The sequence below is a fragment of the Streptomyces sp. NPDC088387 genome (assembly GCF_044753385.1).
Taxonomy (GTDB): domain Bacteria; phylum Actinomycetota; class Actinomycetes; order Streptomycetales; family Streptomycetaceae; genus Streptomyces.
This window is the reverse complement of the sequence record NZ_JBIVNC010000003.1, coordinates 432,812-457,005: the sequence shown is the minus strand read 5'-3', so window position 1 is coordinate 457,005 and position 24,194 is coordinate 432,812. Positions and strand designations below refer to the sequence as shown.

Here is a 24,194-nt window from a genome sequence, read left to right as displayed (position 1 = left end):
CTCACATCAGCGGACGCGTGATCGGTCGGCAGCCGTTCGGCGTCTTCCTTCTAATCGATGGTGCGCCGAATGCCGTCGGTCTAGCCGAGATCTCCGCCATGCCTCACCACATGGAGCTGCCGGCCATAGGCGCCACCGTCACCGGCGAGGTGATCTGGCACGCCGACCGCAACCGCCAGGTGAGGATCCGCCTCGACGAATGGGACCTGCAAGGGTGATCCCCTACTCGCCTCGCGGCAGCCGCAGTTGACCGCAGGAGTCCGCAGGATTCCGGGTGCGACGCCGAGCTTGCTGGTGGAAGCAGGACGAAACGTTGTGGGGACAGGGGGACCGTGAGTAAGAGGCGTTATGTGGCCCGCGGTGTGCCGGGGGGTTACCGGGTCTGGGACAACCGTGGGCGTCGGTGGTGGGGGGATCACTACGAGTTGTGTCCCGACGATCTCGTGGCCGAGCTCAACGGGCAGGCGGATCCCGCCCGGATCACCGCGCTGATGAAGCGTTACAGGGCACTGAAGCGGTAGGTGGCGGCGCGCCGACGTGTAGGCAGTGCGTGCGGCCTCGGGGTCACGGTGTGCCTCCCGGTCTGATCAATCCGCTTTCGTAAGCGAGGATCGTCGCTTGTACTCGGTCGCGTAGGCCCAGTTTGGTGAGCAGGGCGTTCACGTGGGTTTTTACCGTGCCGGTGGTTACTCCGAGGGTCGCGGCGATCTCGGCGTTGGTCAGGCCCGAGGCGATGTGGAGCAGGACCTCGTGTTCGCGTGGGGTGAGGGCGGACAACGGGCCCGTCGGGGGCAGGGGTTGTGGGGTGTGCTGGGCGAAGGTGCTGATGAGGCGGCGGGTCACGGTCGGGGCCAGGATGGCCTCTCCCGTGGCGACGACGCGGATCGCGGACAGCAGGTCCTCGGGGAGGGCGTCCTTGAGGAGGAAGCCGGAGGCTCCGGCGCGCAGGGCCTCGTAGACGTAGGCGTCGAGATCGAAGGTGGTCAGGACGAGGACGCGCGGGCGCGGCCGCTGCGCGGTGATGAGACGGGTCGCGGTGAGGCCGTCCATGCCGGGCATGCGGATGTCCATCAGGACGAGGTCGGGTGCGGCGGCCTCGGCGAGCGACACCGCCGACGCGCCGTCGGCGGCCTCGGCGACGACCGTCAGGTCGGGTTCGGCGTCCACGATGGCGGCGAATCCGGCACGGACCACCGCCTGGTCGTCGACGACCATCACGCGGACGGCGATGGCGACACCTCCTGGACGGGCACCGGCGGACCCGGCCGGGTGGACAGCGATGCCCGTACGGTACCGGTCTGTTCGAGTGTGATACGTCCGGCTCCCGTCCCCACCTGCACCTTCAGGCGTTCGGCGACGGGACCGGTCGCGGCCAGGGGTACGCCCGTCACCGTGACGCGCAGGGTGTCCCGCCGCCGGCGCAGGGTGACCCGCGCCGGCCCCCGGTCGCCCGCGCCGAGCGCCGCCTCGACGATCCGGTACGCCGACACGGTCACGGACGGCGGCAGATCCCGCGCGGCCTCCGGCAGGCCCCGCAGTGTCACGTCCCGACCGGCCGCGCGTGCCGTCCGGCACAGCGTGTCGAGGTCCGCCGCGGTGGGCGCCGGAGCGAGGTCCGGGCTGCTCAGGCCGTGGAGCAGTTCACGCATGGCGGTGAGGGCCGCGCGGGCGCCGGTGGCCACGTCCTCCAGCCGTCCTCGCCGGGCCTGTTCGACGAGTACGGCGGTGGGGTGCAGGACTGCCTCGCGCAACCGGGCTGCCAGCAGGCGCCGTTCGGCGTCCGCGGCCCGTTCCGCGTGCCACAGCGTGTCGGCCAGTACGAAGTCGTCGCGGGCCAGGATCCGTCTACGTCGGTGTCGTACGGCGAGCCCCGCGCCCCACACGGCCGCGAACACCACGGCGAGCACCACACTCAGCGCAACGGACATCAGCATCGCGGCGGCGGGCAACTTCGCGGTCTCGCCCAGCAAATCGCCGTCCGCCGCCGCCGTCACTACCACGGACCCGGCGAGCGAGAGCGCCGCCGCGCACCACGCGGGCCAGGTGTGGGCGGCTCCGCGGCCGTAGACCGCCATCGCGTACACCGCCAGCAGCTCCACGACCGCTCCTCCGGTGAAGAACGCCGACATCCGCGACGGCAGCACGGCCCCGGCGACCGCCGCCGGCCACAGCCATGACGTGGCCAGCACGGCCGCGAACGCCGGCCACGGGGCGCGTCGGCGCCACAGCAGCGGCAGTGCGTGAGTGGTCAGCAGGACGGCGACGAGTAGTAGGGCGGGTGCCGCGGCGCGCAGTCTCTCGCCTGTCCATTCCTCCACGGTGATCAGGATGAACACCAGGGGGAGGAGTGTCGCCGTGAACACCAGGGCCGGGTCGGCGAGTCGTCGGCCGCGCAGTACGTCGCGGCGGCCCGCGCCCCCGGGCGGAACCCTCGGCCCGGTGACGTCGGGGAGGGTGGCCCATACCTGCCAGCCGCCGTCCGGCGCGGGGCCGGCCGTCAGTTCACCGCCCACGGCCGCGGCCCGCTCCCGCATCCCCGCGACACCGCGTCCCGAGCCCAGGCCGTGTGCTGAGTGCGCTGCCGTGCCGCGCGGCGGACCGTTGCTGACGCAGAGTTCCAGGACCCCCTCCCCCCGCAGGACGCTGACACGCGCCGCCGAACCCGGAGCGTGCCGCACCACGTTCGTCAGCGCCTCGCGGACGATCCCGTGGACCGCCTCGGCCGCGGGACCGGCCAGGTCGCCGGGGAGCACGGTGTCGATGGGGCGGCCCAACCGGCCGAATCCGGCGACGAGTTCCTCGATACGTCCGGTCATCGGACGTGGATCCGGACGACCGGTGTCCCGCAGCAGACCAACAAGCCGTTGCAGCGCCGTCAGGGTCTCGGTGCCGGTGCGCTCGGCGAACGACAGCGCCTCGGCGGTCAGTTCGGGCCGTTTGTCGCCGAGTCTTCGCGCCGCGTCGGCGGTGATGACGACGGAGGTGAGGTGATGGGCGCTCACGTCGTGCAGTTCGCGGGCCAGCCGCCGCCGCTCGGCGTCGCCCGCCCGCTGCCGGGTCTCCTCCGCGCCGGCCAGTCGCCGGGCGGCAAGCGAGCGGCCTTCGAGCCAGTGCCGTCGGGCCCCGCCGAGCCCCGCGCTGGTGGCGTACACCAGCGCGGCGAGTGCGCAGTCCAGGGCGAGGGAGGGCCGTATCCCGGACCGGACGAGCGACAGGAGCGTCTCGACGACCACGGCGGCGGCGACCGCGCGTACGGCCACGGGCGCGGGGCGGCGTACCGCCACCGAGTACAGCGCGATCGGCGCGCCCAGCCACAAGCTGCCGTCGGGCCATACGAGTTGGCCCACCGCGAGCGTGCCGAGGGAGCCGGCCAGGGCCTGGACAGGCGCCTGACGTCGGCGGCCCAGCGCCGCCGTCTGGACGGCCACCGCGCCCAGGACGGCGAGCAGTACGGCGGTCCCGGGCGACTCCTCGGTCGCCAGGCCGGCGCCGGACCACAGCGCGGCGAGCTGGGCGGCCGCGAGCAGTGCGGGGAGCAGCCAGTTGCGTATCGTCTCCATCTCGGCACGAGCGTAGGGCGGGGTGCCGCGGCGTGACACCGGCCTCAGGGAGGAGGGGAGAGGTGGCTCTCTACCCTCCGACAGAGACACCGTTCGTGCCCGCGGGCGATGTTGGGGACGCGGGCCCGCGGCGAGGGTTGTGCCCATGACGAACCCGACGCCCACGAGCAACCCGACACCCATGGCCAACCCGATGCCCATGACCGACCCGATGCCCATGGCCAACCCGACACCCATGACCGACCCGATGTCGCTGTCCACCGCGCCCGCGCTCCCGACCGAGCAGCTCCCCTACCACCGTATGGCCCGCTTCTCGACCCGCCATCGATGGTGGCGGTCCGTGCTGGGCACCGGCTTCCTGGCGGTGGGCTGTGTGTTCGCGGCCGTCGTGGTCTACGGCGTCTTCGAGGTTCTGGGAGTGGTCCGGGGCTACCCCACGACGCCCGACGGGACCGTCGAGTTCGGCCCGGTCTCGGGTACGGCCGCGGACCTGCTGGCGATCGCGTCCGCGCTGCCCGTCGTCCTGCTCGCGGTGCTGTGGATCGGACGGCGCCCGGCGGGCACGGTCTCTTCCGTGACGGGCGGACTGCGGTGGCGCTGGCTGGGGTGGTGCGTACTGGCGGCCCTTCTGGTCCTCGCCGTGACCACCGTGGTCCTGGTCCTGCTGCCCGTGGACGACGGGCCGCCGGCGCGGTGGGCGGGCTGGGAGGTCTTCGGACCGGCTCTCGCGATGCTGGTCGTCCTGGTGCCGTTGCAGGCGGCGGCCGAGGAGTACGTGTTCCGTGGCTGGCTGTTGCAGGCGGTCGGCGGTTTGCTGCGCTCGCCCTGGTGGGCGCTGGTGCCCCAGGCCGTGCTGTTCGCCGCCGCGCACGGGTGGGGTACGCCGTGGGGCTTCGCCGACCTGCTGGTGTTCGCGATGGTCGCGGGCTGGCTCACCGTACGCACCGGCGGTCTTGAGGCGGCCATCGGGCTGCACGCCGTGAACAACCTCCTCGCTTTCGGCGTCTCGGCCGCCGTCGTCGACGGCCTCACGACCGACGAGACCGCCGCGGACGCTCCCTGGCAGCTGGTCGCCGTCGACCTGACGGGCGTCGCGCTGTACGCCGTGGCCGTGCTCTGGCTGGCGCGTCGCCGCACACCGACGCGGACGGTCCCCGCGCCGGCCGCGGTCGCGCCGGTCCACCCCGCCGCGTATCCCTGGGTTCCCGCCGCGTACGCCGCCCCTCGGCCCGGCGTCGCGGTCGTCCCCGTGGTCCCCGGCGTCCCCGCTGTCCCTGTCTCCCCGGCCACCCCGGCCACCCCAGTCGCCCCGGTCGCCCCCGCCCCGTACGCCGAACGCCCCGCCGCGCCTGACCTGCTCCCGGAGGCAGCAACTCCCTCCGACCCCCCGCCCGGTACGCCCGACGACCCCTCGCGCTGACGAAGCGGAGCCGGTTCGAAGCCAGTTCGTACGACGCCCCCGCACCCGGCACTCCGCAGCCGCGCCCCCACCCCCAGCACGCCCCCGCCCCCGCCCCCCGAACGCCGCACGCCCCCAAGGCATCAAGCTCACCCCACCCCCTCCGCCTCTTTCATACCCAAGCGCCCCATAAGCCCCGCCCTTTCGGTTGAGGCCGAAAGGGCGTGCGGTGCGTTGGGCCCCCGGACAACCTGAGGGCGACCAACGACCTGCGGGTGTGGGGGGAGACCAGATGCGTGGATTCGCCGTGCTGTCACTGCTGTTGCTCGGAGTGGGGACGCTCACCGCCTGCGGGCCCGCCGATCCGGTCCCGCACACCGCCCCGACCGCGCGCACCGCGCCGGACGCGCCCCCCGCCGACCAGAACTCCGCCGCCCAGGACCCCACCACCCAGGACCCCGCGCTCCCCCGTGAGGCCACCACCGCCGAGCTCCTGACGCTGGCCCGCGCCGAAGACGTCCTGGAGCGGCGCTGCCTCGCCCGGGCCGGGTTCCGGCTGCCGGCGGCGCCCGAGCCGGCCCGGAGCGGGGCCGAGCCGCCGCCGATGGCGCTGGTCCTCGGCGATGTGGACTGGGCCCGCGAGCACGGCTACGGCACCCGGGTCCGTACTCCCGAGGAGACCACCCGGCTGCGGGCGGACGACCCCGTCGGGGACTACCTGCGTGCCCTGTCGCCCGAGCGGCGCGCCGAGGCGCTGCGTGTGTGGCAGGGCGGCGGTGTGGACACCGTCGAGGTCACACTGCCGAGCGGCGCGACGACCGGGCGCAGTACCCGAGGCTGCACCAGCGAGGCGCGCGGCGAGCTGTACGGCGACTTCCGGGTGTGGTTCGGCGCGGACGCCGTGGACCGGGGTGTCAGCGCGCTGGCGATGAGCCGGGCGCAGGCCGATCCCACGTACACGAAGGCGCTGCGGCGCTGGGCGGACTGTGTGGCCGGACGGGGCCTGCGTCATGAGTCGCCGTCGGCCCTGCGGGCCGCGCTGGGCGACTCGGCGCCCGCGGCCAAGGAGATCGAGTACGCCGTGGCCGAGGCGGAGTGCGCCGTCGGCTCGGGCCTCGCGAAGGTCGCCGTGGACGTCGGGGAGCGGCAGCTCGCCGAGGCACGCGAGCGCTATCGCGCCGATGTGACCAACGCCCGTCGGATGCGGCTCGCCGCGCTGCCGAAGGCGCAACGGATCGTCCGCGACGAAGACCCGTCGCGGCAGCCCAACACCCAGGAGAGAGACACGAGATGAAGCGGTATCAGCAGGGTCTGCGGAATGTTCTGATGGCCGCGGCCGTGGTCGGGATGGTCGCCACAGCGGCTCCCGCCATGGCCGCCCCGGACGCGAGACCGTCCACACCGGCGACGGCCGACGCCTCGCCCGGCGCCCAGCCCGGCGGCAAGTCCGGCGTCAAGTCCGGCGCGCCGACCCCGGTCCGGTCCGGCGCCGATCTCAGCACGCTGGCCGCGGCCGGCGCCGACGGCTACCTCTACGCCTACGACCTGCCCTACTTCGAGGGCGCCTGGTGCCGGTGGGACCGGGACGACACGTGGTGGGGCGACGACTGCGGCAACTTCAACGACCGCGCCACGTCCCTGTGGAACAACGGGTTCCCCGGCCTGTTCAGCGAGGTCGCGCTCCGCCGTGACGTGAACTTCAGCACGAGCCAGTCGTCGTTCTGCATCGAGGCGGGCAGCTACTACTCCGATCTGTCCCTCGGCTACGAGAAGTTCCTCGACGGCGGCTGGGCGGACAACCAGATCAGCGCCCACCGCTGGTTCACGGACGACGCGGACTACATCCACGACCCGCACTACGCCTGCTGACGGAGGGGGGAACCGTGGCCATCACCATCAACTCACGTGCCACCTGGGGGCAGTACGCCCCCGCGGACCTGAGACAGCACGCGTCCGCTCCGCCCGCGCCCAGCCAGAACCCGAAGTGGTCCGGTCACATGGGTGTGTTCCTGCACTACCTCGGCGCCGGCACCACCGCCGACCTCGGGACCGAGGAGGCCTGCCGCAGGGCGGTCGCCGAGGTCTACGTGGACCACAAGAACGGCGGCGAGTTCGAGGGGGACATCGCCTACAACTACCTCGTCTGCCCGCACGGCCAGGTCTACGAGGGACGCGGCGAGCAGCGCGGCGAGGGCAACGGCGGCACCTCGCCACCCATCGAGGGTGTGGGGCGCAACGAGGGCTTCTACTCGATCGTGGGCATGATCCGCTCGCAGGACGTCGCGAGCGAGGCCATGCTGCGCGCGATCAGAAGCCTGATCGAGCACCTGCGTACCAACGTCACCCGCAAGGCCGGCAACAAGATCCTCCCGCACTCCTTCGGCTACGACACCGACTGCCCCGGCAACCTCCACATGTACGCGCGGCCGGGATCGACGATCGATCCGTCCGTGCCGTGGCGGGCGCCCGCAGACATCTACGTGTACCGGACGCAGAAGTGGGTGAACGAGACCTACGACACCGCGCCCGGGTACGTGATCTGTTCCGAGACCGGCTACACCGGCTGGAACACCGTGCTCGCCCTCACCCAGGGCCTTCAGCACGAACTCGGTATATCCCCCACCGTGCAGACCTTCGGCCCGGGGACGTTCAACGCGGTGAAGAACCGCCGGCTGATGCCGGACTCCGAGCCGAACCAGAACCTTCTGCGCCTCTACAACGGGGCGTTGTGGTGCAAGGGCTACTGGGCTTCGCCGTTCCTCGTCGGGTGGGGCGCGGACTCCCAGTCCTCCCTCCAGGAGCTCTACGGCCACATCGGCCTGGACTACGGGAACGTGGCGCAGCGGCTGAACATGTGGCCGCACGTGCTGAAGTCGCTGCTGCGGATGGACCAGTTCCAGCTGGTGCCCGGCGGTGACCCGAACATCCGGGCGATCCAGCAGCGGCTGAACTCCCGTTATGTCGCCGGGATCGGCATTCCCGCGATGAGTCTGGTGCCCTGCGACGGGATCTACTCCCGGGACGTCCAGCAGGGGCTCATGATGGCGATCCAGTACGAGATCGGGATCGCCATGGGCTCGATCAACGGGTACTTCGGGCCGGGGACGCAGGCCGCCCTCAAGAGCAGGGGAGCGGCGAACCTCACCGGCGACCTGCGTTATCTCTTCCGTGCCGCGTGCTACTTCAACTCACCGACGTACACGGCGAACGGACAGGCGAACTACCTCGCGGCGGACATCGGCACCGACGCCCAGACCGGCACGCACCTGGGGTGGCTCCAGTCCTTCCAGAGGTTCTCGCAGATCCCCGTCACGGGCCGCAACGACTACACGACGTGGGCGCAATTGCTCGTGTCGTCGGGCGACACGTCCCGGGACGCCACCGGCTGCGACTGCATCACGGAGATCACCCCGCAGCGGGGGCAGTTGCTCAAGGCCAACGGCTACCGCATCGTCGGGCGCTATCTGGACGAGCATCTCGCCCCGGACGACCCGTTCTACCTCGGCAAGGCGCTCAAGCCGGGTGAGCCGCAGACCATTCTGAACGCCGGGCTGAGGTTCTACCCGATCTTCCAGTACAACGGCACGGTGCTCGACAACTTCTCCCGGGCCAAGGGGTACGACCAGGGGAAGAAGGCGCACCAGAAGGCCGTGGAGCACGGGATCGGCGCCGGTACGTGCATCTACTTCGGGGTCGACTACGACGCCACGGACGAGGAGATCACCAGCCATGTGGTGCCGTACTTCAACGGTGTGAAGGCCGGTCTCGCCGAGCTGGGCGGCCGCTACACGTTCGGGGTCTACGGGTCGCGCAACGTGTGCATCCGGGTGTCGAAGGACGCCGGGGCGCGGTGGTCGTTCGTCTCCGGGATGTCGTGGGGGTTCTCCGGGAACCTGGGCTTCCCGCTGCCGGAGAACTGGTCGTTCAACCAGATCCACGAGTACGCGTTCCAGCCGGGCTGGGGCCTGGACCACAACATCTGGCGCGACGGCAGTGACCCCGGTGTCTCCGCCGTGGGCCAAGGGTGAAGGGAGCAGGCCGATGATCTCCAGACGCAGTCTCCTGCGTGCCGCCGCCGGCACCGGCGTACTCGCCGTGGCGTCGGGCGCGCTGAACACACCCGCCTCCGCGGCTCCGTCGGCGGGGCAGTGGTCGGGCGACGTGTCCGCCAACGGCTGGCGGATCGACCCCGCCTCCGTCACCGTGCACCGGGTCGAGGGGTCGGCGGCCTCGCTCGGCCTGCGGCGTGGTGACGCCGGTGCCGTGCTGCTGCATGTGGCGCGGCGCTGGCACTACGAGATCGCCGCGCTGGACACGGGCGAGGGCGGCGGCGCCACCGGCCACCTCACCCGGCGTACGGTCGGCGCCGACTTCGAGTCGAACCATCTCTCCGGGACGGCCCTCGCGCTTCACCCCACGGCGTATCCGCTGAAGGGGAGCGAGGGGCTGTGGCCGCATCAGGAGGCGATCGTGCGGGACATCCTCGCGGACTGCGAGGGCACGGTCGTGTGGGGCGGTGACCTGACGCCGGTGAAGGTGTCCCACTTCCACATCGCCGTACGTCCCGGCGACCGCACCCTGGCCAAGGTCGCCGCCCGGCTGGACCCCGGCCGGACCACGGCGCCCCGCACCCAGACGGCGGGCACGGTCGCCGACCCGGCGTCCCCACCCCGCCGCACCAAGGCACGCCGCCTGGAACGGGCCCAGGGCAACTGAGGCCGCCACGTCCCCGAGCTCACCGCCGGTGGTGGGCTCGGGGACGTACGCACGACGGCCCCCGCTACTTCTACCTCTGCTTCACTTGCCGAAAGCCTGGCGGAAGTCGGTGACCGTCTCGTCCGAGGCCCAGTTGGCGCCGCACACCGGGACGACACCGTCCTCGGCGGCCACGACGTAGCGGTCGCCCGCCGAGAAGGTCAGGGCCTCCGGGCGGTTCGCGTCGCTGTCGAGGACGACCGTCTCCGCGTCGCCGCCCCCCTTCAGCCAGTGGTCGACGCGGAAGGTGACCGTGGAGCCCTTGACGGAGGTGACCGTGCCGATGAAGAGGGTCGGGTATCCGCCCAGGGTGTCGGGGCTGGGTGCCCCGCACTTCTGGTTGCCGGAACCACTGTGGACAGTGAGGGTGAGGGCGCCGGACGTGGCCGGTTGCCCGTTGTCGTTGTTCGCCATGACTCCTCCGGCGATGCCGCCGCCGAGCAGCAGCAGACCGGCGGCCGCCGCGAGCCCGAGCAGCTGACGGCGGCTCCGCCGAGCACCGGTCTTCGCCGGAAGCTCTCCGGGGACCGAACTGCCGGGCCGCTGAGCGGTGTTGGTGGTCAAGGTGTCCTCCACAAGTTGGTCGATGGGTGGCAGCGGAGCATGGGGGGTCAGCGCGGGGTCCGCGGACTTCAGCCGGGCCAGCAACTCGTCGTCGTTCACTGACTGCTCCTTCCTTCATCCCTCTTGTGTCCGGACGGTTCGTTGGTCTTTCGACCCAATTGTTCGGCGAGTCTCTTCTTCGCGCGGTGCAGGCGGATGCTCACCGCGTTGGGCGAGAGGCCGGTCGCCTCCGCGATCTGGCGGGGGGTGAGCCCCTCCCACGCCCACAGCCGTACCACCTCGCGGTCCAGCGAACCGAGGGCGGCGAGCGCGGCGTGCAGGTCGCTGTGGTCGTCGCCGCCGGGCGGCTGCCGGTCCTGCGTCCGGATCAGCCGCTCCATCAGCCGCAGCCGGCGCCCGTCCGCGCGGCGGGCGTTCGCCAGGCAGCCCCGCGCGACGCCGTAGCACCACGGCAGCACGTCGTCGGGGTCGGGCGGGGAAGCCGGTGCCGCCGCCAGGCCGGGCACGTCGTCGATACGGCGCCACAGCACCAGCATCGCCTCCGCCAGGACGTCCTCGACCGCGTCGGCGCCGGTCCGTCTCAGCAGATACCGATGCAGGGGTTCGGCCACCACGTGCGCCAGCGCCTCGAAGCGCGCCCGCTGCCGGTGGCGCGACTCCTCTTCCGTCATGGATTCCACAACCCGTCCTGTCCGGCACCGGCCGGATCCTTTCGGACGAGCGCGCGGCCGACGGCCCGGTGTCACAAACACCGGGGGCGCCCGCTCTCTCTTCCGTACCGCGCATCCACCTCAAACCGATTCGAGACGAAACCACGGGCCGGCGGCCCCAAGACCCACTATCACGACGTTTCCACGTCGATGTCTTCGGCGGCGAGATGCAAGTAGCCTGCCCCGCAGCATGCTTGCCCAGCCATGCCTCCCCCGGCGCGGTCAGCGCGTATCGCGGCCAGGTGACGGGTACCTCGACACACCAGGGGGACGGGATCGACGTCGTCGTCCGTACGTCCGGGTCGGCGCACGACGGAGGCTTCGGCGGCGAGATGATCACCGTAGAACGCTGTTTCTCGCTGCGGGTGTCGCCCAGGGCGGAGTGGGACGAGAACCCCGTCCCCGCCAAGTGCCCGGACGGTCCCGCTCCGACCTTCGCCCCGCCGCCCGAACCGCCCCGGCTGCCCTACGACGAGTTGCGCGCGGAACTTCTCCAAGTGCCCGGGGGCGGACGGGTGGACGAGGCCGAGGTACGGCGGACAGTCGCCGCCCTCGACCTCGGTCCGGCCATCCGTACGGAGGTGAAGTCGGACGGCGCACGCGTCGGCGTTCTCCTGTCCGTGCGGGGCAACGGCCACGACCCGCAGGACTGCCTCCTTGCCCGCGTGCGCCCGGGCACCACCGAGGTCTGGGTGCCGTCCCGGATGCAGCGCATGCCCGGCGAGGGCGGCTGCACCGTCGCCAACGCCCTCGACCCGCTGCCACCACCGCACTGAACAGCAGTGGCCCCGCCACCCCCCGTCCGCGATGCTGGATGCTGTGAGCATGACGTCTGGGGTCGGTGCCGGGGACTGGGCCGGGCAGCGGGTCGCCGCCGTGCGGGACGACCCGGGCGGGCGGCTGGCGCTGATGGAGCGGTGCTACCACGGGCCGTACGGCAGGGCCCCGCGCCATCTGCCGTTCCGGCGGGCGGCCATGTCGTTCATGGGGTGGCAGCTACGGCGGGGAGTCCTGCGGCCGGTACGGGGGGAGCGGCCCGGTAGCCCCTGGTGGCGGGCCGTCAACGAGCGCATCCTGCGTGACGGCTGCGAGTCGGTCGGGCTCAGCGGCGGCCTGCCCGGACCCGCCTCCTCCGACACCGCCGCGCACTGGCTGGCCTTCGCCGAACGGCCCACCGCCCGCACCTGGTACCGGGCGCACAACGGCAGTGTGGTCGCCGCCTACCTCGCCCACCGCGACCTCGCCGAGGCGGAGAACGAGACCGAGCGCTTCTTCATGAACGTGGTGCTGTGCCGCGTGCTCTACGCCCACGCGCTCGTCGCCGCGCCCCGCCTCGCCCTCGGCCGGCTCCGGCCGCTCGCCCCGTTCCTCGGCGACCCCCGGCTCGGCATGACCGGGATCTTCCTCCAGCTGTCCCGCGTACTCCCCGACGAGTACCCGCTCCACGACAGTGTGCAGTCGAGTCTCCGGGCGGAGATCGGCTTCGGCCGGCTGGTCGACTTCGGGATGATCGTGCCGAGAATGCAGCAGCTCTACGAGTGGTCCGCCCGCGCGCTCCCCGCACCGGGCCTGCTCGACTGCGTCCGGGACGGAGCGCCCGTCTACGCCTGGCCCTTCACCGAGCGGCATGTCTGGCGGCCGCCGAGGTCACCCGTGCTGCGGGCGGTGCACCGGCTGGTGCCGCCGCCCGAGCGGGTCGCCGACGGACGCTGACGGCGGGCGCCGCGGAACCCCGGGCGGGACCGGCCGTGGTGGCCTGCCGTGATGGCCTGCCGTGATGGCCTGCCGTGGTGGCCTGCCCGGGGGCGGGAGTGCCTCAGCCCGCCTGCGACGGGGTCTGCTTCATCTCGTCGACGACCGTCCGCTTCACGATGGCGCTGGTGAAGAGGACCGTGCCGGGCTTGAACAGCTCGTCCTCGCCCTCGCCGCCGTGCTGTTCGACCTGGACGCTGCGCTCGCCGAGGAAGACATGGGTCTTCTTGTCGAAGATCCACTCCTCGCGGGCACCGCTGGTCTCGTCGAGCCGGGCCACCGCCACACCGGGCCTCCCCACCGCGTCCTCGACGTCGTTCACCACGACCACCCCGGGGATCTTCTCGGCGGCCTTGAACAGCGCCGGGTAGAGCTCCGCCGGCGGGTAGCTCTCGCCGAGCAGGTCGCCGATGGTGGCGAACGCCTGCTGGTCCGGGGAGTTGCCCTGCCCCTTCGTCTCCTTGTAGATCTTGGCGAGCAGCTCATCGGGGTCGGTGGTGAGCTTGGTGAGGTAGTCGTACGACGGACCGTTCAGGTCGGCGACGCGCGGGTTGCCCTGCTCGTCCGGCAGGCTCAGCGTCTCGCCCTCGGGGCCGTTGACCGCCGGCTCGGTCAGCCAGCCCTCGGTGCCGTCCGGGGACATCCACACCTTGCGGCTGTGCAGCGGGTGGCTGGCCAGGGAGCTCTTGTCGTCGACGGTCTTCACAAACGTCTCGGCGGTCTTGGACTCGATGTAGATGAACTGGCCCGGCTTGACGACCGGGTGGCTCACGTCGGCCGCCGCCAGCGAGATCTCGTCGATCAGCTCGGGCATCCCGTCGGTGGTCGTGGTGCCGAGCCTGGTGGTCAGGGCCGGTCCGGTGGCGATGCCGCCGTCCTCGACTCCGCCGCCGCCGCTCATCGCCACCCCGGCGACGACCACGCCGGCCAGGGCGGCCGCGAGGGCGGGCAGTGCGATCGCCGGACGCGGCAGCCGGAGCCGGCGTACCTTCGCGGGGCCCGCGGCGCCCGCGGTCGCCGTGCGCTCTTCCTGCTGCATGTCGTGGATCTGGGCCATGAGGCGCTCCCTGTGGAACTCGTGGCGGCCCACGGGCAGGTCACGTGCCGTAGGGGCGAAGAGCTCCGTGCTCTCGTCCCACTCGTCCTGTCGCTGCGGGGACGGGTTCGCGTTCATCGGTTTCCCTCCTGTGCGGGCCGGATCGCGTGTGTGTGATCGCCTCTTGTCTGTCTGGCCGCCGGACCGACTTCCCGATTCCCCCGAACTTTCTTCGCAACGTCGACGACGGCCCTGACCCTGCCGGTCCTGCCGGTCCCGTCGCCCCGGTCGGTCCGGTCGGCCCCGCGGGCCCGGTCGGCCCGGTCGGTCCGGTCGACCCCGCCGACCCCGCCAGACCGGTCGGCCCCGCCAGCCCCGCCGACCCCGCCAGCTCTGCCGACCCCGTCGGCCCCGCTGGCCCTGTTGGCCCCGCCAGCTCTGCCGACCCCGCCAGCCCCGCCAGCTCTGCCGACCCCGCCAGCCCCGCCAGCTCTGCCGACCCCGCCAGCCCCGCCAGCTCTGCCGACCCAGCCAGCCCCGTCGACCCAGTCCGCCCCGTTGCCCGCCGGTGCAGCCGGCATCGTCTCGGCGGTCAGCGTGCGCAGTTTTCTTCGGGCCCGGGAGAGCCGGGAGGCCACCGTGCCGACGGGGATCCCGAGCGCCCGCGCCGCGGCCTCGTAGTCCAGGCCCTCGCCGAGACAGAGCGTGATGACCTCGCGCTCCGGTCTGCGCAGCTTGGCGAGCGCCGTGAGCGCGGTCGCGAGCCGGCGCCGGTCGTCGACCCGGCCGGCCACCTCGTCGGCGTGGTCGGCCACCGACAGCTCGGCCGCCGCGGCGGCGTTGGCGGCGGCCCGGTAACGGCGGTTGCTCCGGTACTGGTTGCGCGCCGTGTTGGTGGCGATCCCCAGCAGCCAGGGCCGTAGCGACCCGCCCTCGGGGTCCACCTTGTCGCGCAGCCGCCAGGCCTCCAGGAAGGTCGCCGCCATCACGTCCTCGGCCACCGACCAGTCGGCCGTCAGCCGGTAGGCATGGTTGTAGACCGCGCGCGAGTAGCTGTCGAAGAGCTCGGCGAACGCGGTCGATTCCCCGGCCCGGACCCGGGTACGCATATGAGTGGTCACCTCAGTGAGCTGTCCGGCACCCCCCACCCACTTCCCGTGACTCACGTCACACTCCATCCCGGCCGCGCGTCACACGGGCATCATCCTGCCCCCGGACACCACAGGGACAGGCCCTACTCTGATCCCCGTGACGTAGGCAGGCGCGGGGAAGGATGATCGGCGATGACGCCCCTGAGCACCGGGGACCCGGAGTCCATAGGCGGGTACACCCTGCTCGGCCGGCTCGGGGCGGGCGGTATGGGAGTCGTCTATCTCGGCGTCTCCGACTCCGGGCGGCAGGTCGCGGTCAAGCTCGTGCACGAGCCGTACGCGCAGGAAGAGGAGTTCCGCACCCGCTTCCGGCAGGAGATCACCGCCGCCCGCCGAGTCAGCGGCGCCTTCACCGCGCCCGTCGTGGACGCCGACCCGGACGCCCTGCGGCCATGGATGGCGACGCTCTACGTTCCCGGACTCAACCTCGCCGAGGTCGTGAAGGAGAACGGCCCGCTGAGCCGGCGGGAGCTGCGCTCGCTCGGCCTGGGCCTCACCGAGGCGCTGCGCGACATCCACCGGGTGGGCCTGGTGCACCGGGACCTCAAACCGGCCAACGTCCTGATGACCGAGGACGGGCCGCGCGTCATCGACTTCGGCATCTCGCGCGCCGCCGACAACCAGAGCCTCACCGTGACCGGCCGGGTGATCGGCACCCCGCCCTTCATGTCGCCGGAACAGCTCGCCTCGCCCAGGGACGTCGCCCCCGCCTCGGACGTGTTCTCGCTGGGATCGCTGCTGGTGTTCGCCGCCGTCGGCACGGGACCGTTCGACGCCGGCAGCCCGTACCTGACCGGCTATCAGGTGATGTACGAGTCCCCTGACCTCGACGGGGTGCCCGGACCGCTCCGGCGCGTCGTCGAACCCTGCCTCGACAAGGACCCCGCCGCCCGGCCGGAACTGGCGGACCTGCACCGCCTGCTCCTGGCACTCCCGGAGTCCGACACCGTCGCACCCTCGAAGGCGGCCGGCGAGGGCGGCGGAACCGGGACGGGCAGAGGTGCCGGGACGGGCAGAGGTGCCGGGACGTCCGGCGCCCCACGCCCCCGGCCCACGTCCTCCCCCGCCACGGACCCCACCCCCACGACCACCACCTCCGCCTCCGCCTCCGCCACCACGTCGACCCGCGGCCCCAACACCCGTATCCCCAGGGCCCGTCGGAACCGCATGCTGCTCGCCGGCATCGGCGCGGCGCTGGCCGTCGCGGGGCTGAGCGTCGGCGTGGGCGGCTTTATGACGACCGAGGACACCGGCGCCTCCGACACCACCACCGCCGCCGACTCCACGACCGGCGCCCGTGCCGCGTCCCTGCCCGAGGGCTGGCGGCCGTGGCGCACGGCCCTGCGCGACGAGGTGCAGGGCGTCCCGCTGGACTACCAGGAACTCGGCTGCGTGACGGACGCCGGCGCCCTGTTCTGCGGTGGCACCGGCTTCACCGTCGCCCGTGTCGACCCCGCCTCCGGCCGCGTCCTGTGGCGGAGCGGCACCCGCCCGCAGGGGACGCGGCCCATCGGCGTACGGGACGGGCTGGTCTACGTCTTCGAGGACCCGGACGACGACGTCCGACGGGTGCTGGCCCTGGACGCCGACACCGGGGAACGGCGTTGGCAGCGCGACATCGACAAGGCCGCCGAACCCGTCCTGTACGACGACGGACTGCTGACCGTGTCCCCGGACGCCGGGTCGTTCGTCGCGTACGACGCCTTTGGCAAGGAGCTGTGGCAAGCACCCTCGCTGGACGAGTTCTGCGCTCCGGCCGCGCTGGGGGGTGACCCGTACGCCCTGTGCTCGCCCGGTGAGACGGGGCAGTCACCGATCGGCCTGATGCGGGTCGGACCCAACAGCCTGGACTCGGTCGCCGAACTGCCCCGGAAGTCGGAACTGCTCGGCGCCCCCGACGGCCAACCCCTCTTCCTGGCCCCGCAGACGGCGAAGGACGTCTACGAGTCCGGGTACGAGCGGCCGTACAACGCGCTGCTCCGCGTGGACCCGGAGACCAGGAAGGTCACCCGCGTGCCCCTGGCCCGTCCGCTGACCGGCACGGCCACGCTGGTGGACGGTGTTGTCTACTTCGTCCGGTCCAACGGGTCGGTCACCGCGGTCTCCGCCGACACCGGCAAGCGGCTGTGGCAGAAGGCGACGGACATGGAGAGTCTGTCCGCGCCCGTGGTGTCGACGACGTACCGGCGGGTCTACTTCGCCAACCGGTTCGGACGCCTGCTGGCGCTCGACAGCCGTACCGGCGCCGAGGCGTGGCGCACCTCCGCGCTCGACGACGCCGGGAACAAGGCGCAGGACACCCCGCCGCAGGTGCTGCTCGTCGACGACGCGATCGTGGCGACGGCCGGCGACACGGCCTTCTCCCGAAGCCCGAACCGGCCCGAGCGGACCACGGGATCCGAAGGCGCAACGGGACCCGAATGAGCAACGGGGCCCGGCCAACACCGGGACCCGACCGACCCCGCCTGCCGCACCGCCCGCGCTCGGTTGTCCGTGAACTCCCCCGGGATCGTCCGTGATCCGTAACGGACGGATCCAGTGGCCGTGGTCCCTCGTCCTGCCAGATGGTCGCGACGCGATCGGGGACGGGCGGGCAACTGCGGGAAAGCGGGGCGGACATGGCACGGCACGGTGGCGGACGGAACTGGTACGGCAAGCTGATCGGCGCGGCCCTCGGGGTGACGGTGCTCGCCACCGGCGCCTCGGTGTGGGCCGCGCAGGCCGGTGCCGTGGCGGCCTCGCCGCCGAAGGTGACCGCCACGGCGAAGCCCGGCGGTGCCGTGGAGGCGGTCGACGCGACCATCGTGCACGCCTCCGACAAGGGCCCGCGCGGCGTCAACATCACCATCGACGACGGCCCCGACCCCGTCTGGACCCCCCAGGTGCTCGACATTCTGCGGGAGTACGGGGTGAAGGCCACGTTCTGCATGGTGGGGACGCAGGCGCAGGCGCACCCGGACCTCGTGAAGCGGGTCGTCGCGGAGGGGCACCGGCTGTGCGACCACTCGGTGGCCCACGACACCACCATGGACAAGCAGTCCGAGGCCTACCAGAAGCAGCAGATCCTCGACGCCGAACGCATGATCACCGAGGCGTCCGGCGGCGTACGGCCGCAGTACTACCGTGCGCCCGGCGGGGCCTTCACCCCGTACAGCCGTCAGCTCGCCGCGTCGCGCGGGATGCGGCCGCTGGGCTGGAACGTGGACACCAAGGACTTCGAGGGGCCGGGCGCGGACGCCATCGTCGCGACCGTGCAGCGGGAGCTGCCCAACGGGCCGACGATTCTCTTCCACGACGCGGGCGGCGACCGTTCCCAGACCGTCGAGGCCCTGCGCCGGGTCCTGCCGTGGCTGGACGAGCAGGGGTACGCCTTCGGCTTCCCGGTGCGCTGATCCGGCCGGGGACACAACACGGGCTCCCGGCCCGGGGCCGGACCGGCACAGCCCCCGCCGGGGCCGCGCGCGCCGTTGGTCAGGCGGCGCGAGCGGCAGCCCGTGAGCGGCCGGCGGGGGCTGTTCCTGCTCGGAACGTATCCGGGGCACGGCCGCGACCGGCATCCGGAAGTTCACGGAATGACGGTCCGCGGGGCGCGGGGTATGGGCGGGCCGGCGGAAGGGGCCCGGTCGGCGAGGCATGCCCGTGCCCCGCCCGCGAGACAGTGCCCGGACGCCCGTACCCCGTCAACTTCCGGATACCGGCGGGGCCGTGAACGCCGTAGCGTCCCCCCGCCACCACTGGCCGACCGAACAGGGGAACCCACTGTGATCCGATCGACCATCCACCGGCACGGCGGAGCCGCCGCCGACCGGCCGCGGAGCCGCCGCGCCACGCCACCGCGGCGGCTCGGTGTCGTCGCGGCCACCGTCCTCACCCTGGCCACGACCGTCCTGGGCCTCACCGGCGCGCCGCCCGCCACCGCCGCGCCCGCGGCCCCGGCCCCCGTCACCCAGGCCGAGGTCCCCGCCAACGTGACCGCCGGTATCGCGGTCTTCGACCGGACGACCGGCACCTTCACCGAGCGCCTCAACGAGAACATGAAGTTCCGCTCGGCCTCCGTGGTGAAGCTGCTCATCGCGCTCGACTTCCTCCAGAGCCACGACCCCCGCACCATGCCCGCGGCCGACCGCGCCCGCCTCGACTCCATGCTGCGCAGCAGCGAGGACAACGTTGCCTCCAAGTACTGGATCGACGGCGGGCAGACGGCGATCGTCACGCGGATGGTGAAGCTGCTAGGTCTCACCGCCACCGACCCGCCGCCGTCCGGGATGGAGGGCTACTGGGGCTATGTGAGCCTGTCGGCCGCCGACACGGTCCGGATCTACCGGTACATCCTGGAGACCTCCACCGCGCCGGTGCGGGACTACATCATGGGCAACCTGCGCCAGTCGACGCGCTGCGGGACGGACGGCTTCGACCAGCAGTTCGGCATCCCGGCCTCCTTCGAGAAGCCGCGCGCGGTCAAGCAGGGCTGGTCCGGGTTCGGGGACACCAGCAACTGCGCCCCCAAGCCCACGCCGACCATCCCGAACCTCGCCGCGAAGCAGGAGGCCCCGCGGGCCGCCGAGCGCGCCGCCGAGGACGTCAACCTCGACCGTGAGGCCCTGCACACCACCGGCACCGTCGGCCCCAACGACCGCTCCATCGTCGCCGTGTTCACCCTGCACAACGACGGCACCCCGTTCGGCACCGCCTACACCGCCGTCAACCGGATCACCCGGTCCCTGAACGTGCCGGGCGCGGTCCGCCCGGCGGGCACCTGGTTCGGCACCTGGGGTCCGGGCGTGAACGTACGCCCGCTGCCGACCACCGCGAACGACCGCATCACCACGCTGCCGGCCGGCGTCGAGGTCCTGGTCAGCTGCCAGAAGGAGGGCCAGAAGGTCACCGTCCCGCCGTACGAGAACACCTGGTGGGCCTACCTCCCCCAGTACGGCGGGTACATGACCAACATCTACATCAGCTCACCGGGGAACCAACTTCCCGGCGTCTCCGTCTGCACTTCGTAGCAGGCACTGGACGAAACGACCGAGGGCCTCGCGGAGAACGGACTCCACGGGGCCCTTCTCCGTCCTCCCCCCGGGGGTACCCCCCGGGACTATCATTCGTCCGGCTACGACCGGCCGAACCCGGGGGAGGAAGAGCTGCCGATGAGCGGCATATTGATCCATTTGCCGTCCGAAAACCGCACGGAACCGCCGACGACCCTGCGCCTGGGACCGGGTGAGACGGCACGTTTCGGCCGTGGCACCCAGGCACATCCGGTCGAACTACAGCTCCCCGACCCGGCCGTCTCCCGCCTCGCCGGCGAGATCCGTGTCACAGACGACCACTGGCAGCTCACCAACTACTCCTCCACCCACAGCTATCTCGTGGAGAACCCCGAGGGGGCGGGGGAGTACCTGCGGGTGCCGCCGCGCCGGTCGGGGGCGCCGATCCCGTTCGAGTTCGCCCGTGTCGTGCTGCCCACCCGGGGTTCCAGCGTGAGCTTCCAGGTGTTCGCGCCCGACCACGTCTACCTCGACGCCGACGACCCGGCCGGTACGTGGGGCACCCGCACCCTCAACGCGTACTCCCTCGACGAGACGGCCACGTACTTCCTCGTCCTCGTCGCCCTGTGCGAACCGCGGCTGCGCGACGAGTCCGCCGTCTCCGTGCCGACCACCCCGCAGATCGTGGAGCGCATCCGCAGCCACCCGGCCCTCACCCAGCTGACCGCGCGGGCCGTCAGCGCCCACCTCGACTACCTCGCCGACCAGAAGCTCCGCATCCGCGGACCGCAGGACACCGGCGACCCGGGCAACGGCACCCGCCGCACCGGCAAGCGCGAGGCCGTGGTCGGTGTCGCGCTCCGCTTCGGCCTGGTCCGCGAGGAGCATCTGACCCTGCTGCCGCCGCGCACCCCGGGCGTCCCCCTGCCCACACCCACGGAACCGGCACGGCACGGGGGCCACCGGTGAGCGAGGCCCCTCGGCGCGGCACCCGTGAGGCCGGCCGCCGTATCCCCCGCGGCTTCCGCGTCGGCCGCTGGGAGGTCACCGAGCCGATCGCCGACGGCGGCTGGGGACGCGTCTACGAGGGCCGCGAGGCGCCGGAGACACGGGGCACCGCGGAATCGCGGGGTGCGGCGGACCTCCCGGCGGAATCGCAGGGTACGGAGGGCCGCGTCGCCCTCAAGTTCCTGCCCACCTCCGGGCTCGGTCCCCGTCAGGCCGAGCGGCTGGCGGAGACCGCGCGGCGGGAGATCGAGTTCGGGACCCGGACCCACCATCCGCGGCTGATGCGGCTGCTGGACTCCGTGGTGCTCGGCGACTCCGAGGTGCCCGGCCTGGACGGTGCCGTGGTGCTGGTGATGGAGCGCGCCGAGTGCAGCCTCCAGGACCTGCTGGACGACGCTGAGGGCGTGGCCCTGCCGGACGCGGAACGGCTGCTGACCGAGATCTGCGAGGGGCTGGCCCATCTGCACCGGCTCGGCTGGGTGCACGGCGACCTGAAGCCGGACAACGTACTGATCATGGCGGACGGTTCGGTACGGCTGTCCGACTTCGGGCTCACCGCCGAGCTGGAGGGGACCCGCGGCACCCACGGCTACATCCCGCCCTTCGGCTCGCCGGACTACCTGCCGCCCGAGCGCTGGCGGGCCCCGCTGGACGAACGCGGTGTGCAGGTGCGGACCAGCGCCGACATCTGGGCCCTGGGCGTGATCATCCACCAGGTGTTCACCGGGGGCACCTCGCCCTTCCCGGGCGCGACCTTCACCGCCCGCGCGTCGGCGGTCCAGGAGTACGCGGAGGGCAGGGCGCCGCTCAAACTGGACGTCGCCGTACCGGAGTCCTGGCGCCCACTGGCCGCCGACTGCCTCCTGCCCGCGCACGCCGAGCGGGCGGCACACACGGCGGAGAGCCTGCTGGAGCGGGTCCGGGGCGTCACCGGACACGGGGACGAGCACCCCACCGGCAGCCCGGCCGACCCTTCCGGGGGCCGCCCCGCCGACCCCCGGCGGCTCGGAAAGCGTGTCCCGGCGCTGGCCGCCGGTGCCGCGGTCGTGGTGCTCGGCGCGTGCGGCGTCGTCTGGTGGCAGACGGGCGGCTCCGGCGGCAACACCCCGGCGGCGGCCGAACTGACCGTCTACAACGCCCACGACACCTGCCGCGACCGCTCCGACCGGCATCCCACGTGCAGCATGGGTCTGGCCATCGACCCCGCCGAGGAGTACGTCCTGGGCAACGTCGTCGACACCCGGGTGTGGCACGGCGACGTCCTCGTCGTCGAGTGCGCGACCGAGCGCGGCGTCCCCATCACCGACGAGGCGGGCGTCCGCTCGTCCCGCTGGTACCGGGTACGGCTGCCCGAGCCGGAGCAGGCACTGGACGCGGACACCGTACGGACCACGGCCTGGCTGCCCGCGGTACGGACCCGGAGCACGCCGGACGTACCGGAGTGCGCCGCCTGAGCCACAGGGGCCCTGAGGCTCAGGCGGCGCACTCGGGGCACGGGCCGCCGTGATCATGCCACCGCCCTGAAACAGCGCTGTCCTGGAACGAAGGCAGTGGCGGCGGTGGCGGTGGCGGCGGTGACGAGCCCGCCGGTTCCGGTGCCGACACCAACACCGACGGGCGGCAGCCGGTCGAGCAGACCTGCGGTGCCAACGACATCTCCTGGAGCACCCGGTCCGAGTCCCAGGCCGGCGGATACATCCTGCTCATGGCCGCGGCGAAGTCGGGCATCACCTGCTCGCGTCGGCGACGAGGACCCGAACCCGGTCTCCCTGGAGGTCGGCACCATCACCGTCGACCGGCCCGTCGTCACCAACTGGCACACGGCCGCCGCCGACGCCGTCCCCTTCGGCTGGACCGGCCCGGGGCGACTCACCCCGCCGGGGTCCTGACGGAGCGCGACGTCGTCACCGTGATGTTCTCCCCGAGCCCCACACTGTCGAAGAACCACCGGGCGTCCTCGGCGCCGAGGACGATCAGGCCCGCGTCGACGACGGCGTAGTCGCTGAGGGCCTGGACCGGCTCGAAGGTCGCGACGTAGAGCGGCAGGCCGCCGCGGTCGCGCAGTTCGACCGCGTACGGCACGGTCACCGAGGTGCGGCCCTTGCCGAGTACGTCGACGGTCAGGTCCCGCTTCATCTCCTTCGTGGACACCGTCATCGGACCCGCGGCCCCCACGTCGGCACCGATGCCCGACTCCCCGACGAGCGGCAGCACCCGGCCGGCGAACGCGAACGTGCGCGACGACAGGTCGAGGGTGCCGGAGACACCCACCGACGTGGCCTCGGACGGCGGCGCCGGGGAGACCGGCGCTGTCACGGCCGGAGAATCGGTCGGAGAATCGGCCGGAGAATCGGCCGGAGAAGCGGCTGGAGAGGCGGCCGGAGTCGCGTACCGGTCCGGGGGTTCCGGGGACGCGCCGAAGTGAAGGGTGAGGGCGACCAGGGCGAGGCCCGCGGTGCCCGCGCCGAGGGTGAGCGCCGTACGGCGGCGGCGCCTGCGGCGTACCGCCCGGCCCCGGACCCCGGCGCCACCGGCCGGCGGCACGGCCGTTCTCGTCGCCTCGGTCGCGGCCAACTCGCGCAGGGCGGCGGAGAGTTCATCGGACACGGCCGCTCTCCCTCCCCACCGGCTTGTCGGCCTCGTCTTCCGCGAGCAGATGCGCCAGCGCCGCCCGTCCCCGGGCCAGCCGCGCCTTGACCGTACCCACGGGCGCACCGGTCTCGGAGGCTACCTGCTGCACGGTCAGGTCACACAAATGGTGCAGGACGATCGCCATCCGCTGTGCCTCGGGCAGTTCCCGCAGGGCCGTCACCAGCGCGGTGTGCTCGGGCCCCGGCCCCGGTGCGGAATCGGGCGGCGGGGTCCGCCGTACCAGCTCCAGCCAGCGTTTCGCGCGCCGCCAGCGGCTGACCGCGAGCCGCATGGCCACCGTGCGGATCCACGCCTCGGGCGCGTTGTCCGCAAGGAACTGCCCACGCCGGTCCCAGGCCCGTACGAACGCCTCCTGCACCACGTCCTGGGCCTCGCCGTGGTCGCCGGTGAAGGCGTACAGCTGGCCGGTCAGCCGGGGGAACGCGGCCGCGTAGAAGGCGTCGAACTCGTCCTCGGTCATGCCTCCCACCGGAATCCGTGCCCCTTCCCTGCAACCCGGTCGCCTGTGCGGTGCGTACAGGTCCCGTACGTCGCACCAGTCAATCGCACCCCACAAGGAAGACGCTCCACAGGGGTTCCCGGCTCCGTCATTTCCGGTCCGGTCCCCGCGCACGTACCT

General features: G+C 72.6%; 20 protein-coding genes and 1 pseudogene. 13 read left to right on the top strand and 8 right to left on the bottom strand.

Annotation, left to right across the window (positions count from 1 at the left end; all coding sequences use genetic code 11):
• Positions 1–332 precede the first annotated feature (332 nt).
• Entirely contained in the window at positions 333–521 is a 189-nt protein-coding gene (locus tag ACIQAC_RS10240) for a hypothetical protein (protein WP_402188856.1), read from the top strand.
• A gap of 43 nt (positions 522–564) precedes the next feature.
• Here ACIQAC_RS10240 and ACIQAC_RS10235 read toward each other — a convergent pair whose 3' ends face one another.
• Positions 565–1,215, bottom strand: coding sequence for a response regulator (locus ACIQAC_RS10235; protein ID WP_402189298.1), 651 nt, complete (start codon positions 1,213–1,215; stop codon positions 565–567).
• On the bottom strand, positions 1,215–3,560 hold the full coding sequence (locus ACIQAC_RS10230) for a histidine kinase (protein ID WP_402188854.1): 2,346 nt from the start codon (positions 3,558–3,560) through the stop codon (positions 1,215–1,217). Before ACIQAC_RS10230 ends, ACIQAC_RS10235 begins: the two co-directional genes overlap by 1 nt.
• A gap of 145 nt (positions 3,561–3,705) precedes the next feature.
• On the opposite strand from ACIQAC_RS10230, the gene ACIQAC_RS10225 reads away from it, so the two are divergent.
• The 5 genes from ACIQAC_RS10225 to ACIQAC_RS10205 all read left to right on the top strand — a co-directional run bounded on the left by ACIQAC_RS10225 (position 3,706) and on the right by ACIQAC_RS10205 (position 9,675).
• Positions 3,706–4,980 (top strand): lysostaphin resistance A-like protein, encoded by a 1,275-nt coding sequence (locus ACIQAC_RS10225; RefSeq protein WP_402188852.1) that lies wholly within the window; start codon positions 3,706–3,708, stop codon positions 4,978–4,980.
• A 271-nt stretch (positions 4,981–5,251) separates the two neighbouring features.
• The gene (locus ACIQAC_RS10220; RefSeq protein WP_402188850.1) at positions 5,252–6,253 is read left to right on the top strand and encodes a hypothetical protein; all 1,002 of its coding nucleotides are present in this window, start codon (positions 5,252–5,254) and stop codon (positions 6,251–6,253) included.
• Positions 6,250–6,828 carry a hypothetical protein gene (locus ACIQAC_RS10215; RefSeq protein WP_402188849.1) on the top strand — a complete coding sequence of 193 codons (579 nt, stop codon included), beginning with the start codon at positions 6,250–6,252 and terminating at the stop codon, positions 6,826–6,828. The genes ACIQAC_RS10220 and ACIQAC_RS10215 overlap by 4 nt, the downstream gene beginning before the upstream one ends.
• A 14-nt stretch (positions 6,829–6,842) precedes the next feature.
• Complete coding sequence (locus ACIQAC_RS10210) at positions 6,843–8,987, top strand: glycoside hydrolase domain-containing protein (protein ID WP_402188847.1); 2,145 nt, start codon at positions 6,843–6,845, stop codon at positions 8,985–8,987.
• A gap of 13 nt (positions 8,988–9,000) precedes the next feature.
• Positions 9,001–9,675 carry a hypothetical protein gene (locus ACIQAC_RS10205; RefSeq protein WP_402188845.1) on the top strand — a complete coding sequence of 225 codons (675 nt, stop codon included), beginning with the start codon at positions 9,001–9,003 and terminating at the stop codon, positions 9,673–9,675.
• An 81-nt stretch (positions 9,676–9,756) separates the two neighbouring features.
• Here ACIQAC_RS10205 and ACIQAC_RS10200 read toward each other — a convergent pair whose 3' ends face one another.
• Complete coding sequence (locus tag ACIQAC_RS10200; protein WP_402188844.1) at positions 9,757–10,377, bottom strand: hypothetical protein; 621 nt, start codon at positions 10,375–10,377, stop codon at positions 9,757–9,759.
• Positions 10,374–10,949 carry an RNA polymerase sigma factor gene (locus tag ACIQAC_RS10195; protein ID WP_402188842.1) on the bottom strand — a complete coding sequence of 192 codons (576 nt, stop codon included), beginning with the start codon at positions 10,947–10,949 and terminating at the stop codon, positions 10,374–10,376. The genes ACIQAC_RS10200 and ACIQAC_RS10195 overlap by 4 nt, the downstream gene beginning before the upstream one ends.
• 281 nt (positions 10,950–11,230) lie before the next feature.
• Here ACIQAC_RS10195 and ACIQAC_RS10190 point away from each other — a divergent pair, with 281 nt between their 5' ends.
• Positions 11,231–11,764, top strand: coding sequence for a translation initiation factor IF-2 (locus ACIQAC_RS10190; protein ID WP_402188840.1), 534 nt, complete (start codon positions 11,231–11,233; stop codon positions 11,762–11,764).
• 49 nt (positions 11,765–11,813) lie between these two features.
• Positions 11,814–12,701, top strand: a complete 888-nt coding sequence (locus ACIQAC_RS10185; protein WP_402188839.1) for a hypothetical protein — start codon at positions 11,814–11,816, stop codon at positions 12,699–12,701.
• Between the two features lie 103 nt (positions 12,702–12,804).
• Here the strand turns inward: ACIQAC_RS10185 and ACIQAC_RS10180 are convergent, their stop codons facing one another.
• Both ACIQAC_RS10180 and ACIQAC_RS10175 read right to left on the bottom strand, forming a co-directional pair.
• Complete coding sequence (locus tag ACIQAC_RS10180; RefSeq protein ID WP_402188838.1) at positions 12,805–13,914, bottom strand: CU044_5270 family protein; 1,110 nt, start codon at positions 13,912–13,914, stop codon at positions 12,805–12,807.
• 425 nt (positions 13,915–14,339) lie between these two features.
• Positions 14,340–14,885: pseudogene (locus tag ACIQAC_RS10175) on the bottom strand (RNA polymerase sigma factor); the annotation flags it as partial.
• A 174-nt stretch (positions 14,886–15,059) separates the two neighbouring features.
• Between ACIQAC_RS10175 and ACIQAC_RS10170 the strand changes: the two are divergent.
• From ACIQAC_RS10170 to ACIQAC_RS10150, 5 genes are all read left to right on the top strand, one after another.
• Positions 15,060–17,351 (top strand): serine/threonine-protein kinase, encoded by a 2,292-nt coding sequence (locus ACIQAC_RS10170; RefSeq protein WP_402188836.1) that lies wholly within the window; start codon positions 15,060–15,062, stop codon positions 17,349–17,351.
• A gap of 194 nt (positions 17,352–17,545) precedes the next feature.
• A complete protein-coding gene (locus ACIQAC_RS10165) occupies positions 17,546–18,319 on the top strand; it encodes a polysaccharide deacetylase family protein (protein ID WP_402188835.1) in 774 nt (257 codons plus the stop codon).
• Positions 18,320–18,799: 480 nt separating this feature from the next.
• The gene (locus ACIQAC_RS10160; RefSeq protein ID WP_402189297.1) at positions 18,800–19,933 is read left to right on the top strand and encodes a hypothetical protein; all 1,134 of its coding nucleotides are present in this window, start codon (positions 18,800–18,802) and stop codon (positions 19,931–19,933) included.
• Between the two features lie 141 nt (positions 19,934–20,074).
• Positions 20,075–20,884, top strand: a complete 810-nt coding sequence (locus ACIQAC_RS10155; RefSeq protein ID WP_402188833.1) for an FHA domain-containing protein — start codon at positions 20,075–20,077, stop codon at positions 20,882–20,884.
• Positions 20,881–22,377 (top strand): serine/threonine-protein kinase, encoded by a 1,497-nt coding sequence (locus ACIQAC_RS10150; RefSeq protein ID WP_402188831.1) that lies wholly within the window; start codon positions 20,881–20,883, stop codon positions 22,375–22,377. Before ACIQAC_RS10155 ends, ACIQAC_RS10150 begins: the two co-directional genes overlap by 4 nt.
• A 415-nt stretch (positions 22,378–22,792) precedes the next feature.
• Here the strand turns inward: ACIQAC_RS10150 and ACIQAC_RS10145 are convergent, their stop codons facing one another.
• Positions 22,793–23,530, bottom strand: a complete 738-nt coding sequence (locus ACIQAC_RS10145) for a hypothetical protein (RefSeq protein ID WP_402188830.1) — start codon at positions 23,528–23,530, stop codon at positions 22,793–22,795.
• On the bottom strand, positions 23,520–24,035 hold the full coding sequence (locus ACIQAC_RS10140) for a SigE family RNA polymerase sigma factor (RefSeq protein WP_402188828.1): 516 nt from the start codon (positions 24,033–24,035) through the stop codon (positions 23,520–23,522). The genes ACIQAC_RS10145 and ACIQAC_RS10140 overlap by 11 nt, the downstream gene beginning before the upstream one ends.
• Positions 24,036–24,194: the final 159 nt, after the last annotated feature.

Excerpts from the sequence above, each read along its gene's own strand:
- ACIQAC_RS10235 (WP_402189298.1), bottom strand. The coding sequence starts at position 1,215 with ATGGTCGTCGACGACCAGGCGGTGGTCCGTGCCGGATTCGCCGCCATC.
- ACIQAC_RS10230 (WP_402188854.1), bottom strand. The coding sequence starts at position 3,560 with ATGGAGACGATACGCAACTGGCTGCTCCCCGCACTGCTCGCGGCCGCC.
- ACIQAC_RS10225 (WP_402188852.1), top strand. The coding sequence starts at position 3,706 with ATGACGAACCCGACGCCCACGAGCAACCCGACACCCATGGCCAACCCG.
- ACIQAC_RS10220 (WP_402188850.1), top strand. The coding sequence starts at position 5,252 with ATGCGTGGATTCGCCGTGCTGTCACTGCTGTTGCTCGGAGTGGGGACG.
- ACIQAC_RS10215 (WP_402188849.1), top strand. The coding sequence starts at position 6,250 with ATGAAGCGGTATCAGCAGGGTCTGCGGAATGTTCTGATGGCCGCGGCC.
- ACIQAC_RS10205 (WP_402188845.1), top strand. The coding sequence starts at position 9,001 with ATGATCTCCAGACGCAGTCTCCTGCGTGCCGCCGCCGGCACCGGCGTA.
- ACIQAC_RS10195 (WP_402188842.1), bottom strand. The coding sequence starts at position 10,949 with ATGACGGAAGAGGAGTCGCGCCACCGGCAGCGGGCGCGCTTCGAGGCG.
- ACIQAC_RS10185 (WP_402188839.1), top strand. The coding sequence starts at position 11,814 with ATGACGTCTGGGGTCGGTGCCGGGGACTGGGCCGGGCAGCGGGTCGCC.
- ACIQAC_RS10180 (WP_402188838.1), bottom strand. The coding sequence starts at position 13,914 with ATGAACGCGAACCCGTCCCCGCAGCGACAGGACGAGTGGGACGAGAGC.
- ACIQAC_RS10170 (WP_402188836.1), top strand. The coding sequence starts at position 15,060 with ATGACGCCCCTGAGCACCGGGGACCCGGAGTCCATAGGCGGGTACACC.
- ACIQAC_RS10165 (WP_402188835.1), top strand. The coding sequence starts at position 17,546 with ATGGCACGGCACGGTGGCGGACGGAACTGGTACGGCAAGCTGATCGGC.
- ACIQAC_RS10155 (WP_402188833.1), top strand. The coding sequence starts at position 20,075 with ATGAGCGGCATATTGATCCATTTGCCGTCCGAAAACCGCACGGAACCG.
- ACIQAC_RS10140 (WP_402188828.1), bottom strand. The coding sequence starts at position 24,035 with ATGACCGAGGACGAGTTCGACGCCTTCTACGCGGCCGCGTTCCCCCGG.